Here is a 13,687-nt window from a genome sequence, read left to right as displayed (position 1 = left end):
TATGGCGACGGTGGTGCTGACCGTGGTGGGTGGCGCGATCGCGGGGCCGATCGGCGCGACGATCGGTGCGATGGCCGGGCGAGCGATCGACGACCAGCTGTTCCCCGGGCCGCCGCGCGACGGGCCGCGGCTGCGCGAATTGCAGGTGCAGCTATCCAGCTATGGCGCGGCGATCCCGAAACTGTTCGGGACGATGCGGGTGGCGGGGACGGTGATCTGGGCGACCGATCTGCGCGAGGCGTCGGCGACCAGCGGCAAGGGGTCGGCGCGGACGCGGCACTACAGCTATTCCGCGTCGTTCGCGGTAGCGCTGTCGGCGCGGCCGATCCGGGGGATCGGGCGCATCTGGGCCGAGGGCAAGCTGTTGCGCGGGGCGGCGGGCGACTGGAAGACGCGGACCGGATTTCGCTGGTATCCGGGGGATGAGGCGCAGACGCCCGATCCGCTGATCGAGAGCATCGTCGGGATCGGCAACTCCCCGGCGCATCGCGGCATCGCCTATGCGGTGTTCGAGGATCTGGCGCTGGCCGATTTCGGCAATCGTATCCCGTCGCTGACCTTCGAGGTGATCGCCGACGATGCGCCGGTCGCGGTCGGGCGGATCGCCGAGGCGCTGGGCGATGGCGCGATTCGGGCGGAGACGGCCGGGCCGGTGCTGATCGGTTATGCGGCGAGCGGTGCGCGGGTGCGCGATGCGGTGGCGGCGCTGGTCGATCCGCTGGGCGGCTGGTATGCGCCCGATGGCGAGGGCACGCTGCTGCGGATCGGCAGCGGACCGGCGCGAACGATCCGCGACGATGGCCCGGTCGGCGAAGCACCCGAATGGCGGCGGCCGCCGATGAGCCCGAGCGACGTCGCCATCGCCTATCACGATGTCGCGCGCGATTATCAGGCGGGGGTGCAGCAGGTGCTGCGACCCGGCGGTGCGCGCCGGATGCTGCGGATCGAACTGCCGGCGGTGCTGGATGCGGCGGGGGCGGCGAAAATCGCGGGTGATATCGCCGCCCGCGCAGTGCTGGCGGGGGAGGTGCGGACGGTCGTGCTCGACTGGCGTGCGATCGATGTCGCGCCGGGCGACCGGGTGACGATCGCGGGCGAGCCGGGGGCGTGGCGGGTGCGACGGACCCGGATCGAGGCGATGCGGATCACCATCGAACTGGTGCGGATCGCGGCGGCGACGCTGCCGGCCCCGGCGGCGGTCGGGCAGCCGCGACTGGCGGCGGATGTGGTCGCGGGCCGGACGCGGCTGATGCTCGTCGAGCTGCCGGCGGAGGCAGGCGACAGCGTGCCGGCCATCGCGGCGTTGGCAGCGGGAACGCAGGCGGGCTGGCGGCGGGCGATGGTGCTGACCGGCGACGATGCCGGTGGCTGGAGCGAGATCGGCGACAGCGCGGCCCCGGCAGTGATCGGTACCGTCACCCTGCCGCCCGGACCGGCGAGTGCGCTGATCGAGGACCGCATGAACAGCGTCGAGGTCGCGTTGCTGCACGACGCGATGACGCTGGCCGGGATCGATGCGGCGGCGATCGACCGTGGCGGCAATGCGGCGCTGATCGGCGACGAAATCGTGCAGTTCGCGCGGGCCGAGCGGATCGGGGTCGCGCGCTGGCGGCTGTCGGGACTATGGCGCGGCCGGCGTGGAACCGCGGCGGCGATGGCCGGGCACGTGGCGGGCGAGGCGTTCGTGCTGCTGGATCCAGCGACGCTGCGGCGGATCGACGAGCCTGTACCGGCGGTCGGACGAACGGTGACGGCGATGGCGGTGGGGATCGCCGCCGACGACGTCACCACCGCGACCATCGTTCCGGCAGGACGGGGGCTGGTGCCGCCCGCGCCGGTCCACCTGACCGCCGAGATGCGGGAGAACATGCTCGAATTGCGCTGGATACGGTGCGCGCGGGGTGTGGTGGCGTGGCGCGACGGCGTCGAGGTGCCGATCGGCGAGGAGCGCGAGGCGTATCGCGTCACGCTGGGCGGTACGCGGACCATCGAGATCGCCGAACCGCTGCTGCGCATCGCGCTGCCGACGATGCCGCTACCCATCGAGGTTCGCCAGATCGGCATTCATGGCCCGTCGGGCGCGGCGACGACAATCTATCGACCGGAGACGAGATGATGACCGAACAGACCAGCCGCCTGTCGCTGCCGCTGCTGCACGCCTCGCAGGCGCAGAAGGAAATGACGCATAACGAGGCGCTGACCCTGATCGACATGCTGTTGCATGGATGCGTCGCCGGGGTCGCGGAGGACACGCCGCCGCCGAATGCGATCGTCGGAACTTGTTGGATCGTCGGGGCGACGCCGACCGGTGCATGGGCGGGCAAGGCGCGGCATCTCGCGGGGATGACGGTGGGCGGATGGCGGTTCGCGGCCCCGCGCGACGGCATGCGGCTCTGGTGGTCTGCCAGCGAAACGACCGTGGAGTTCCGCGGTGGTTCGTGGCGTGTCGGCGACCTGCGCGGTACGCGATTGACGATCGACGGGGTGCCGGTGATTGGATCGCAACGCGCTGCCATCGCAGGCGCAGAGGGCGGTTCGGTCCGTGACGAAGAGGCGCGCAAGACGCTGTCGGCCGTGTTGGCAGCGCTGCGCGGGCATGGGCTGATCGCCACCTGATTCCGTTGTAATCGTGCAACACCGCAGATTTTGTGCGCTTGCGTGGAAACTAACGCTTCGATACTTGGTTTGCGCTGTCTGTAGGACAACTGTGAAAGGGGACTAGAATGCGGAAGCTTGCCGTCACACTGGCGCTCGCGACCACTGCGCTCGCAACTCCCGCCCTCGCCCGCGACAACGCGTGGTATGTGGGTGTGGAAGGCGGCGCAATGATCGTCGAAGATATCGACTATGATCTGACCACGCCGGCCGGTGGCGTCACCACCGTCGACAGCAACTACGGCTATGACGTCGGTGGCATCGTCGGTTACGATTTCGGTGCGCTGCGCATCGAAACCGAAGTTGCGTACAAGAGCGCGTCGGTAGACGAACTGCGTACCACCGGTTCGATCGCAACCGGTCCGTCGACTGCGGTCGGCGCGGGCACGTACAGCGGCGGTGGCCGTACCTCGGCGCTGTCGTTCATGGCGAATGCCCTGCTCGACTTCGGCGATGACGATGCCATCAGCGGCTTCGTCGGCGGCGGTGCCGGTGTCGCACGCGTCAAGGCGCACGACTATCGCGTGAACAACAGCTTCGCGGCGCTCGACGATTCGGACACCGTGTTCGCATGGCAGGCTCTGGCGGGTATCCGCGCGCCGCTGAGCGAAAACGTTGACGTTTCGCTGAAGTATCGTTTCTTCAACGCCGATGACGTTCGCTTGGTGAACGTTCGTGGCGTTGGTTATGACGGTCGTTTCCGGTCGCACAGCCTGCTGGGTGGCCTGACCTTCAACTTCGGTGCGCCGACCCCGCCGCCGCCGGCTCCGACGCAGCCGGAACCCGTCGCTCCGCCGCCTGCTCCGGTCGTCGATACCCCGCCGCCGGTTGTTGAGGTTTGCACGCCAGGACCGTACATCGTGTTCTTCGAATGGGATAAGTCGGACGTCACGCCGGAAGCGGCGGGCATTCTTGACAACGCCATCTCGAACTACAAGTCGTGCGGCAATGCCCAGGTCATGCTGGCAGGCTTCACCGACCGTTCGGGTTCGGCCCAGTACAACGTCGGTCTGTCGCAGCGTCGCGCTGATGCAGTCCGTGCATACATGGAAGGCCGTGGCATCTCGGGTGGTTCGATCTCGACCGAGGCATTCGGTGAAGCGCGTCCGCGCGTCGAAACCGCCGATGGCGTCCGCGAACTGCAGAACCGTCGCGTGGAAATCACCTACGGTCCGGGTTCGGGCATGTAATTCAGCTTCGTCGTCGAAGCGGAATTCTCGGAAGGGAGGTCGGGCAACCGGCCTCCCTTTTCGTTTGTGCACGTCGCGTTGCGGGGCGCGGTCTGGATTAAAGGGGGCATATGGACGAACGCGAAACAACATGCGCGCCGGTTGAAGTGCCGCCTGCGTTCACGGCCGATGTAGCCGGGTGTCGCTGGGCACGTGATCGCGTGGGAGAGTCGGGAGCGACAATCTACCGGGTACGCGGCAGGGCAGGAGCGCCCGAACGCTTCCTGAAACACGGCACTGGCACGGTTGCGGATGATATCGTCGACGAAATGGTCCGGTTACGCTGGCTGACCGGCCGGATCGCGGTACCGGCACTCGTACGTTGCGAGGTGACGACCGATACCGCGTGGCTGCTGACGACGGCCCTGCCGGGACGGACCGCGTGGCAGATTCTCGATGCCGAACCGAAGCGCGGCGACGAAGTGGTCGATGCGCTGGCCGAGTTCTTGCGGTCGCTTCATACCATTCCGGTCAGCGATTGTCCGTTCGATAGCGGGCACGGTGTTCGGCTTGCGGCGGCGCATGCGCGGATCGAGGCCGGGCTGATCGACGAAGACGATTTCGACGACGCGCGGCAGGGCTGGAGCGCCGGGCAGGTTTGGGAAGCGATGGGGCAGTTGTTGCCGCTGTCGCCCGACGCGGTCGTGACCCATGGCGACTTCTCGCTCGACAACGTGCTGATCGAGAAGGGGCGGGTTGTCGGCTGCATCGATCTCGGGCGGGTCGGCGTCGCCGATCGTTATCAGGATCTGGCGATCCTTGGCTATTGTCTGGACGAATTCGATGCTGGACTAACCCGGCGGATGTTCGAACGTTACGGCGTCGCCCAGCCCGACCAGCGCAAGATCGATTTTGATCTACTGCTCGATGAGTTGTTCTGACGCGCGGTCAGGCAGGTTCGGCGAGAGCAGCGGCCAGCCAGTCGGGGCGGAGTGCCTCGCCGAGGTCGTCGATCCGGCGATGTTCGACCGCGAGCCCGAGCGATTCGTGGATGAAGCGGGTGCGCGGACCAGGTGTGACGGTCGGGACGACCACCAACCGGCGGTTGACGGTCGAGCGATAGTTCATCCGCGCCGTATTTTCCTGTCCGACGTAACAGCCCTTGGTAAAGCTGACGCCGTTCAGTTCGCGGGCGTTGCATTCGAGCCAGAGTGTTTGACCGTCGCCCAGTTCGGCGCGGCCCTCGGTCACGCCGTGGCGTAACCGGTGCCCGGTCCAGCCATGCGCCGGATCGCCCGGCGCGTCGATCCAGCGATAGCCGAGTTCGGCCAGACGGGGATCGGGGACGCCGCGTCCGCCCGCAGGCGACCAGTGCACGCCGGCATCGCTGCGCTCGATCGTTACCGCGCGTCGCAACCGGTAGAGCGTCAGCCGCCTGGCAAGCGCATCGGCGGCGTCGGCTTCGCAATCGATGAGGATGGCGTCGTCGTCGGCCCACAGGATGAAATCGAACAGCACCTTGCCCTGCGCGCTCAGCAGTGCTGCCCATTGCGAGGTGTCGGGGGTGACCGCTGCCATGTCCTGCGTCACCAGCCCCTGTAGGAAGGCGCGTGTTTCGTCGCCCGCGATGCGCAGGAGGGCGCGGTCGGCAAGCCAGGTTCCGGGGGTGGTAACGGTCATGGTCAACAGGTAGGACGGCCCACCCCCTGGCTACAAGAGGCGGCAATGGCGACCTTCGATACCAAGCTTACCGGTGGCACGGTCCACCTTCCCGGCGGCGCGGCGCGCGTCGATATCGGCATCATCGACGGCCGGATCGCCGGCATCGGTGTGGCGGGCGATGCCGGCGAGACGATCGACTGTACCGGTCTCGACATCCTGCCCGGCGTCATCGACACGCAGGTCCATTTCCGCGAGCCGGGACTGGAGCATAAGGAAGACCTTGCCAGCGGATCGATCGCGGCGGTGATGGGCGGGGTGACCGCGGTGTTCGAAATGCCGAACACCAAGCCGGCGACCGATACCGAGGAAGCGATCGCCGACAAGCTCGCCCGTGCCAAGGGGCGGATGTATTGCGATCACGCCTTCTATGTCGGGGCGACCGCGCGCAACGCGCATCATCTCGACGAACTGGAGCGGTTGCCGGGCACGGCCGGTATCAAGGTCTTCATGGGATCGTCGACCGGCGATTTGCTGGTGTCGGAGGATGACGATCTGCTGCGCGTCTTGCGATCGGGCCAACGGCGCGTGGCGATCCATGCCGAGGACGAGATGCGGATGATCGCCCGCGAGGGTGAGCGGGTGAGCGGCGATCCGGCGTCGCACCCGGTGTGGCGCGACGACGAAAGCGCGCTGATCGCGACGACGCGCATCCTGCGGCTGGCGCGCGAGGCGGGGCGGCGGGTGCATGTGCTGCACGTCACTACCCCGGCCGAGCTGGAATTGCTGGGTGCGAACAAGGATATCGCGTCGTGCGAGGTGACGCCCCAGCACCTGACGCTGGCGGGCGAGGACGCCTATCCGCGGCTTGGCACCTATGCACAGATGAACCCGCCGATCCGGTCGGGGGCGCACCGTGACGGGCTGTGGTTCTGGCTGAATCAGGGCGTGCCCGACGTCATTGGATCGGACCACGCGCCGCACACCGTCGAGGAGAAGGCGAAGCGCTATCCGGCGACCCCGAGCGGAATGCCCGGCGTGCAGACGCTGCTGCCGCTGTTGCTCAACCATGTTGCGGAGGGGCGGCTGACGCTGCAGCGGCTGATCGATCTTACCAGCGCCGGAGCGCAGCGGATTTTCGGGTTGGCGGGCAAGGGGCGGATCGCGTTCGGCTATGACGCCGATTTTACCGTCGTCGATCTGAAGCGGCGCTGGACGGTCGAGGAAAGCTGGCTGGCGTCGCGCGCCGGCTGGTCGCCGTTCACCGGCGATACGCTGACGGGGCGTCCGGTCGGCACGATCGTGCGCGGACGGACCGCGATGTGGGAAGCGGAACTGGTCGGGGAAGCGCTGGGTGCGCCGGTCCGGTTCGAATCGACCGCTTTTCGGGGTGGGTGAAGCGAGTAGGGCGATAGGGTCATCGTCGCCCCGGACGTGATCCGGGGTGACGCTTCTTCTTTCACCCGCTCTCGATAATTCCTTTGCCCGCACCGCGGACAAAGGCCGCGTCGTCGGCCGGGCTTGGGCGAGTCCCGCAGTTGCGGGCCGCCCCTGCCCCTAGAATGGCAACCACCGCTGCTTTTCGCTGAAACGCATATAGCCGACATTCGCGCCGAGCCGCCAGCCGACGCCGAGGCGCACCGGGATCATGACCACATCGCCACGCCGTAAGTAGCTCGCCGAAAATCCGCCGACGAAATAGGCGCGACCTTCGGCTGCCGGGAAGCGTTTGTATAGCTCCTGCGAATCGTAGAGGTTGTAGACCAGTACGAAGACCTTGGTCGCATCGCCACCGACGTCGAACCCGACCGACGGTCCGGTCCAATAGACCGGGCGCTGCCCTTCCACCCGATGGTTCATGATCCCCGAGCCATAGCGCAGGCCGACGACGAATGCGCCCGCTGCTTCGCGCCCGGCGATGTAGGCGTTGGGCTTGCCCTGATCCTTCAGGATGTTCTCGATGATGCCGGCCAGCCCTTCGGCACCGCGCCCGAACACGCCTTCCGCCGCACCGATCAGGTCGTCGCGTTCGAACGTGTCGTTGGCGGTACTGGTCGTGGTGCTGCTGGGTGGGGTCTGGTTCACCGGCGGCTGGTTCTGGGCCGGCTGGACCGGTTCCTGCCGATAGGCCGGCGGCACGTCGCTGCGCGGCGTCGGCTGCGGCGCAGGTGCCAGATCGCCATCGATCGCATCATTGGGGTCGACGGTGCGCACCTGCGCCTCGGCAGGGATCGCTATCAACAACAGCGGCGCCATCCAGCCGATCAACCGTTTCATCACGCTACTCCCCGCATGCAAGCCCTCGTGCGCACGATAGCGGCCAAGCGCCTGTCCCTGCAATGAACGCGCGTTCGATCGGCCGGCAATTACGTTCGACGTAGGGAGTTGATCGCAACCCAAACCCTCGTTATAGGCCCCCACTCCAAGGCGCAACGCGCTCGGGAGACGTGGGTGAGTGGCTGAAACCAGCGGTTTGCTAAACCGCCGTAGGGGGATTACTCCTACCGAGGGTTCGAATCCCTCCGTCTCCGCCAGGTTTTTGGCATTCAGCTTATTTATGAGCGCTTTAGACGGTCGCGCGGTGCGAAACCCAACAATTCACCCAACATATAGCGGTGAGATAGCGCGTTGTTTTGAGGCCAATCGGAGGCCAGGCTGGCAATTTCCTTGCGTTTAAAATTCAAGTTTGTGACTCTTACGTAGCTGCGGTGTCAGCGAAGCGAGGGGAAAACGAACTTGTCTAAAGTTAGGAAGAAAGAAGTCGTTACCGTAAGCTTCCACTATCTGACGCGGGAGTCCGAATCGAACGACGGAATTCGTAGCCAGTGGGGCTTCTCTGCTGACGAATTTAGGGCACTGGCAAAACGGTTAGTGGATTTGCCGCTAATGGACTTAAGCTCGGAAGGTGTCAAAGACGCCGTTCGTTTCAAAAGATTGGTACCACTCGAAAATATAGAACTAGTCAGCTCTAGTATAATTTTTGGCGGGTATAGGGCAGCGTATTGGGGTCATGCATACGAGAATACTGCCGTGGGGAAAATCCCAGCCGATAGCATTAGCTTACGACCATTCTACTTCCTATTGTACTACGGCGCCGACCAGAGAATCTATATCGGCGTTCAGTACCTCGGTTTATTCGGCAGCTACGAAGGCATCAAGAATACGATAGTCTCGTTCATCTCCGACTCCAAGAACGTAGTCTCGCATTCGTTTCGACAAGATTCAGCTCTTTTCGAAGACGTCGAGCCAAGTGAGGTACGCGTCAGGGTGATTCGTAAGCCAACCGAAATTGCTGCACGCGGTACATTGACCGATGAGGCTCTTGTGACGTTCAAAAAAGGACGAAAGGACGAAAACTTTGCGGATAAGGTGAAGAAAAAACTCCTTCCGGTGATGGGAACAGACGTTGCAGCAGTAAAGAAAGCTGCTTCGGAAATTGTTCGCGATAGCGGCCTAATCGACGTCGTCGATAGTGACGTTGCCGACTGCACTGTAATCGGGAAAGTGAATGGCCGAACTAAGACTGTCTACATGATAGCGCAAGGATTGTTTGCGACCCAGTTCCATCTTGATACGAGTTTCAACGCTGACGGCCATCCCGAAGCCGCGCCGACAAAGGCCAAGATGATTGAGATTCTCCGCGGAAAGGTAATATCGGCGATATCCGATGTTTAACGTTCGTGATATTGTTAAAGCAAACTCTGCTACTTTCTACAATTATAGAACTGGCGAGCCAACTTCGCCGGTAAAGCGATATCTTATCATAATGGCATTTGCGACCGTAGGTGCAATGCTGTTTGGAAGGTTGCACGACGATCTTTATACCGGATTAATAGCAGTTCAGTCGATACTTGTGGGTTTTGCGTTTAATGTTCTGTTCTACTTATCTGCCAACCCTATGACCGTCCACATTGTTTCCGAAAAGTTAGAATATGAGGAGAAGGCGCATAAATTACGCGTTCTTTCTAATGAAATATTCTACAATGTAAGCTACTTCAATTTCATATCCATATGTAGCGTTGGCCTATCGTGTGGAATGCTTCTCTTAAATGCCTATCTACCATATTCGCTCGACTTCGTTCCAGAGCGTTTTAAATACCCTATGCCGGTCGCAGCCTATGCAGTTAAGGACGCATTCCCAGTTTTATTGCGTATCCTCATATGCCTTACCTTCGCATGTTCTATCGAGTCACTTGCGACGTTCGTTAGAATTGTAAAAAGGATTACCTACTTGTTTCGTGAGCGGATGCTGCTAGCAGCTCGGCAATAAAGATCGTTACGAAAGTGAAGTTAATACGATATTTTGTCGTTCGTAGTTGCAGGTAATACTTTGCGCTGATAGCTTTTATAAAGCACTAGCTAAACTTACATCCAGCCACTTTTTAGTAAGCGCAAATTAAGCCAATCAGCAGCGTTTGAACAAGGCGATTGCGATCGTAAGTTGCGTTCTACCTACGAAACATCAGTTTTGCTAAGATTCAACCAAGCCGACATTATCGCAACGCGTTCCTTGATACTCGATGCGTCATTCGTACCCTGTTGGTTTAATCGGTCAAACTCTAGCAACTGGAATGATGATTCCAGATCGTTTTCCGCGCGCTTGCGATTTTCCGCTAGTTCTTTCCGAAAATCCAATAGTCCGCGTCGACTGACCTTATTGCTTTCGCCCATGTCCAATGCGTTGCGGAAAATTAGATAATAAACTACCATCGAACCCTGTGCTGCTAGCAGCTCGTCTGATAGAGAAAACTCTGCGTACATTTCATCTAGTACCAGCGACACCTTATTTTTAATGTCTTCAATGTAAGGTTCACCCCTCACTCGATAGCGCTTTGCTAAGGCATCTAAAAATATCTTTTTCGTATCGACTATTCTGCCATGTGTTGCCAGGCTGTCCTCGACGAGGAGAAATCTCGCTGCAACTTCTTTATGCTGATACCTGGAATTACTGAACTTAACGTTCTCAACAAAAAAGGGATGGTTCGAAACGGCGTTGATTGCACGAACAACGTGTCCACCAATTGCGTTTCTTTTCTCCGCCGCATTCAATGGAACGGCTTCGTTCAGCCTGGAAAACATATCCTCAATCAGATCAAGATCGTCATTCGCGATTGTAACCGTAACGACGGGCAGTACGAATGAGTCAAACTTAATTCTAATTTTTGGATAACGTTTAGCAATATCTCCATAAGATAATCCCGCCAAGTTAACTGACGTATCACGCTGATACTCGAAGTCGTTAGAAAGACGAAACTTATCATCCATGAACTGCCAGATCGCTTCCAGGCGTTGTCGTCCATCAATGATGGCGTACTTAAACCCTAGTTCGGTAAGCTCCGGGCGAACGTAGGCGTGAAAATATATTTTAGGAATATCGTAATCGTTTAGTATCGAGTCAATTAGAAGGCGCTTTTTCTCAATATTCCATACGCCTCCCATCCGCTGGTAAGGTGGGTCAGTTAGGATTTCATCCTGCTCTGAATATAATAGCATAATAGTGCTATTTTTAAGCATCGAGGTATCTACGTAGCTCATCCGATTAATCCCGACAATATTAAGCCAACGCTGCTTAGTTCTGGAAACAATGAGAAGCGGTCTATTCCAAGCTCCGCAACCTCATTTGCTATAGTCTCTTTGTGTTTGGCTGGAATTACGTACTTGATGATATGGCTTTTATCACCGACGGCTTCGATAGCAACGGGGTTGGCGTGATGAATAGTGAAAGTGCCGAGCTGTGCTTGTATTCGGGCATTATTCCGCGTTGCAATGGTTGCAACTGGATATAGCTCTAGCCGGTGTTTCTGCCTTACACTACTTGGGATATATCCTTGTAGTTCTATATCTTCGAAAGATGGTATGTAGTTTGGTTCATCTGCACTTACTATGTTTGCGTTCTTATTTAAAATTGTTGGGGATAAGCACCATAAGGCGGCGTCGGTGTCAGGCGAGACACTGTGATTTTCCAGAGCAAAGTATAGGCCGACCAAAGGGCTTTCTGACCAATCCAATAGACGCGTAGGAACGCCGTAATGCTGCATTAGGAATAGCCAGTCGAACTCGTCCTTCGGCATCCGTTCTGTCAACATGGCGGCGCTTTGTCGAAAACGGGATATCAACGAGGTTTCGGATAATGGACGCTCTTTTCGTATGTAGCTTGGTTGTAATTTCCAAGACGCGTCGGAATGCCCGCGGTACCATGTGGCGCCGTTAAACCGGGCACGATCTTCGATCCTGGCGGCAAGAAACGATCCTATGGACTCAATCTCACGTTCGATCATCGGCTAGTCCCATCTTTCAACAACGCTAGCTCGCTGATCCCGTCCGTGCCAGTACGATAAAAAAGCCCACGTCAGATTGTATGTAACGTTAGTTGGAAAACGGTCGTTTCCGATACACCGCTGCTGTGTGTATCATAAAATAGACTCGACACCATTTAGATACACTGGCAGTATCAATACAGGAAATCGATACGGAGTCGGGTCATGGCGCGGGTGTTTGGGTACTGCCGGGTAAGTACAATCGATCAAACGACCGACAATCAGGTTCGCGAGATTGAAGTTGCCGGGTTCAGCATTGATACCCGTAGGATCGTAACCGAAACCGTGTCCGGTTCTGTTGCAGCTATGGAGCGCAAGGGGTTTGCCAAGCTGGTTGATCGGTTGGAAGCCGGTGATGTGCTCGTTGTCACCAAGCTGGATCGGCTAGGCCGCAATGCCACGGACGTTAGGCAGACCGTCGATAACCTTTGCGCGATCGGTGTTCGGGTACATTGCCTCGCCCTTGGTGGCGTTGACCTGTGCAGCCCTGCCGGTCGTATGACGATGCAGGTTATTGCCGCCGTGGCGGAGTTTGAGCGCGATCTACTGATTGAGCGTACCCAAGCCGGATTGCAGCGAGCAAAGGCCGAAGGGAAGGCCCTAGGACGGCCAAGGAGCCTTACAGACGCGCAGCATAGGGAAATCCTAGCCCGACGCGCAGAGGGCGTTTCCTTGGGCGTCCTAGCCACTGAATACGGTGTCACCCGTGCAGCTATCCAGCGGGTCGAAAAGCGAGCCTAGCTTAGCTGCGCGCCACCGCCTTTTCGGCTTCTTCGATCTGTCGGTTCAGCTTGGGCAGTTCCTTTTCCCTACGGTCTGCCGGATATGTCTTACTGGTGATGGTTTCACGTAATCCTTTGAGGATAATAAGCGTATTTTTCTGCGCCGATACCGTACATTTCTTGGAAAGTACCATCCAAGCGTTTGAGTCATCACTCATTAGTTCAACCCGCCCGTGATCATATGCAAAATGATCATCACCGGTATACCCACCAAAAGCGTTTTTCGCGTTCACCTCACCGCAGGCAGTCTCATCGTCAGGGAAGTATCCTCCGGCTTCTCCGAAACGTGCAGATTCAGGATCGCGAAGAATGCGTTTCACGGCATCCTGCACCTTCGTTTCGAAAGCGGCCTTCGCAGCCCTTTCCAAATCTTCTTTAGAGGGTGGCGGCGCAGGCATTTCACATGCCGTTAGAGCCAAGGCCATGACGCCGATGACCAGCCGTCCAATATAAAACTGCATGAAATATTCCCCCTGTTCAATTCAGGGACCACCCGGCGAAAAGCCGGGCGTTGGAATCCTTGCACGTCGCACAAGGCCCGCCGCTTTTAGGACGAACCCTGTACAGCACGGCGGCACCCGGCCGAAAACTCGACCGAGCGACGTGACCACGGGGATTCCAAGCCCCGCCCCCTGATTTTGCAGGAGGGCACCGCCGTAATGGCTGGCGCTTAGGCAAAGCGCAATACGGTTCACTCCACGGCCTCTGAAAGGTCGCCGTTGCCATGCGTTCTTGTTTCGTTCTACCATCTCGGGCTTGGGACCATAAGCGAGTCGAGCCGATGCCGAGCCTGCAACATGATGCCGCCCTTCGCGAAACTGCACGGGCAATCTACGACGAGGTCTACCCGTCAGATGAATGGGCACCCTACAGCTTCGAAGAGGCCGAGCGCTACGCAACCGTTCAGTACCGGCAAGCTGTCAGTGCAGCGCAGAGGGCAAAGGCTGTACTTGCCGTTCCTGGGGTTCAGCTATCGTTGCCGGTGGCATAAGCGCCGATAGTGATGCCAGTCGGCGTTTCGTCACGGAAGCGATCAAGCAACATACCCGCAATGTTGAAGCGGCACGGCTCCGTTCCTCGCGTGGGAAGGAATGTCCGATACAGC

The 13,687-nt window shown here is 59.7% G+C and carries 12 protein-coding genes and 1 tRNA gene; 8 read left to right on the top strand and 5 right to left on the bottom strand.

Going from position 1 to position 13,687, the window contains the following annotated elements; translation table 11 throughout:
- Position 1 precedes the first annotated feature (1 nt).
- The 4 genes from ASE91_RS04025 to ASE91_RS04010 all read left to right on the top strand — a co-directional run bounded on the left by ASE91_RS04025 (position 2) and on the right by ASE91_RS04010 (position 4,765).
- On the top strand, positions 2–2,116 hold the full coding sequence (locus ASE91_RS04025) for a GTA baseplate fiber-binding domain-containing protein (protein ID WP_056622904.1): 2,115 nt from the start codon (positions 2–4) through the stop codon (positions 2,114–2,116).
- On the top strand, positions 2,116–2,616 hold the full coding sequence (locus tag ASE91_RS04020; RefSeq protein ID WP_235530298.1) for a DUF2793 domain-containing protein: 501 nt from the start codon (positions 2,116–2,118) through the stop codon (positions 2,614–2,616). Before ASE91_RS04025 ends, ASE91_RS04020 begins: the two co-directional genes overlap by 1 nt.
- A 107-nt stretch (positions 2,617–2,723) precedes the next feature.
- Positions 2,724–3,845, top strand: coding sequence for an OmpA family protein (locus ASE91_RS04015; protein ID WP_056622896.1), 1,122 nt, complete (start codon positions 2,724–2,726; stop codon positions 3,843–3,845).
- 110 nt (positions 3,846–3,955) lie between these two features.
- On the top strand, positions 3,956–4,765 hold the full coding sequence (locus tag ASE91_RS04010; RefSeq protein ID WP_056622893.1) for an APH(3')-I family aminoglycoside O-phosphotransferase: 810 nt from the start codon (positions 3,956–3,958) through the stop codon (positions 4,763–4,765).
- Between the two features lie 7 nt (positions 4,766–4,772).
- Here ASE91_RS04010 and ygfZ read toward each other — a convergent pair whose 3' ends face one another.
- Positions 4,773–5,504 carry a CAF17-like 4Fe-4S cluster assembly/insertion protein YgfZ gene (gene ygfZ / locus ASE91_RS04005; protein ID WP_056622891.1) on the bottom strand — a complete coding sequence of 244 codons (732 nt, stop codon included), beginning with the start codon at positions 5,502–5,504 and terminating at the stop codon, positions 4,773–4,775.
- A 45-nt stretch (positions 5,505–5,549) separates the two neighbouring features.
- On the opposite strand from ygfZ, the gene ASE91_RS04000 reads away from it, so the two are divergent.
- The gene (locus ASE91_RS04000) at positions 5,550–6,881 is read left to right on the top strand and encodes a dihydroorotase (protein WP_056622887.1); all 1,332 of its coding nucleotides are present in this window, start codon (positions 5,550–5,552) and stop codon (positions 6,879–6,881) included.
- 159 nt (positions 6,882–7,040) lie between these two features.
- Here ASE91_RS04000 and ASE91_RS03995 read toward each other — a convergent pair whose 3' ends face one another.
- The gene (locus ASE91_RS03995; protein ID WP_056622884.1) at positions 7,041–7,760 is read right to left on the bottom strand and encodes a DUF1134 domain-containing protein; all 720 of its coding nucleotides are present in this window, start codon (positions 7,758–7,760) and stop codon (positions 7,041–7,043) included.
- A 164-nt stretch (positions 7,761–7,924) separates the two neighbouring features.
- On the opposite strand from ASE91_RS03995, the gene ASE91_RS03990 reads away from it, so the two are divergent.
- Positions 7,925–8,017 (top strand) — tRNA-Ser (locus ASE91_RS03990).
- A gap of 202 nt (positions 8,018–8,219) precedes the next feature.
- Complete coding sequence (locus ASE91_RS03985) at positions 8,220–9,158, top strand: hypothetical protein (RefSeq protein WP_156357647.1); 939 nt, start codon at positions 8,220–8,222, stop codon at positions 9,156–9,158.
- Between the two features lie 777 nt (positions 9,159–9,935).
- On the opposite strand, the gene ASE91_RS18620 is transcribed toward ASE91_RS03985, so the two are convergent.
- Together ASE91_RS18620 and ASE91_RS18615 are read right to left on the bottom strand one after the other, a co-directional pair.
- Positions 9,936–11,018, bottom strand: coding sequence for a DUF262 domain-containing protein (locus ASE91_RS18620; RefSeq protein ID WP_082453791.1), 1,083 nt, complete (start codon positions 11,016–11,018; stop codon positions 9,936–9,938).
- Positions 11,015–11,761 (bottom strand): FRG domain-containing protein, encoded by a 747-nt coding sequence (locus ASE91_RS18615; protein ID WP_082453790.1) that lies wholly within the window; start codon positions 11,759–11,761, stop codon positions 11,015–11,017. Before ASE91_RS18615 ends, ASE91_RS18620 begins: the two co-directional genes overlap by 4 nt.
- A 204-nt stretch (positions 11,762–11,965) precedes the next feature.
- Between ASE91_RS18615 and ASE91_RS03980 the strand changes: the two genes are divergently transcribed.
- Positions 11,966–12,541, top strand: a complete 576-nt coding sequence (locus ASE91_RS03980) for a recombinase family protein (protein WP_056622876.1) — start codon at positions 11,966–11,968, stop codon at positions 12,539–12,541.
- A gap of 1 nt (position 12,542) precedes the next feature.
- On the opposite strand, the gene ASE91_RS19135 is transcribed toward ASE91_RS03980, so the two are convergent.
- Entirely contained in the window at positions 12,543–13,043 is a 501-nt protein-coding gene (locus tag ASE91_RS19135) for a hypothetical protein (protein ID WP_156357645.1), read from the bottom strand.
- Between the last annotated feature and the right edge of the window lie 644 nt (positions 13,044–13,687).

Origin of the sequence: Sphingomonas sp. Leaf62 (assembly GCF_001421915.1) — a bacterium.
GTDB lineage: Bacteria > Pseudomonadota > Alphaproteobacteria > Sphingomonadales > Sphingomonadaceae > Sphingomonas.
Note: the sequence above shows the minus strand (reverse complement) of the source record. Positions and strands in the feature narration are given on the sequence as shown.

What these genes read in the sequence shown, in the direction of transcription:
- ASE91_RS04025 (WP_056622904.1), top strand. Translation starts at nt 2, where the DNA reads ATGGCGACGGTGGTGCTGACCGTGGTGGGTGGCGCGATCGCGGGGCCG.
- ASE91_RS04020 (WP_235530298.1), top strand. Translation starts at nt 2,116, where the DNA reads ATGACCGAACAGACCAGCCGCCTGTCGCTGCCGCTGCTGCACGCCTCG.
- ASE91_RS04015 (WP_056622896.1), top strand. Translation starts at nt 2,724, where the DNA reads ATGCGGAAGCTTGCCGTCACACTGGCGCTCGCGACCACTGCGCTCGCA.
- ASE91_RS04010 (WP_056622893.1), top strand. Translation starts at nt 3,956, where the DNA reads ATGGACGAACGCGAAACAACATGCGCGCCGGTTGAAGTGCCGCCTGCG.
- ygfZ (WP_056622891.1), bottom strand. Translation starts at nt 5,504, where the DNA reads ATGACCGTTACCACCCCCGGAACCTGGCTTGCCGACCGCGCCCTCCTG.
- ASE91_RS04000 (WP_056622887.1), top strand. Translation starts at nt 5,550, where the DNA reads ATGGCGACCTTCGATACCAAGCTTACCGGTGGCACGGTCCACCTTCCC.
- ASE91_RS03995 (WP_056622884.1), bottom strand. Translation starts at nt 7,760, where the DNA reads ATGAAACGGTTGATCGGCTGGATGGCGCCGCTGTTGTTGATAGCGATC.
- ASE91_RS18620 (WP_082453791.1), bottom strand. Translation starts at nt 11,018, where the DNA reads ATGAGCTACGTAGATACCTCGATGCTTAAAAATAGCACTATTATGCTA.
- ASE91_RS18615 (WP_082453790.1), bottom strand. Translation starts at nt 11,761, where the DNA reads ATGATCGAACGTGAGATTGAGTCCATAGGATCGTTTCTTGCCGCCAGG.
- ASE91_RS03980 (WP_056622876.1), top strand. Translation starts at nt 11,966, where the DNA reads ATGGCGCGGGTGTTTGGGTACTGCCGGGTAAGTACAATCGATCAAACG.
- ASE91_RS19135 (WP_156357645.1), bottom strand. Translation starts at nt 13,043, where the DNA reads ATGCAGTTTTATATTGGACGGCTGGTCATCGGCGTCATGGCCTTGGCT.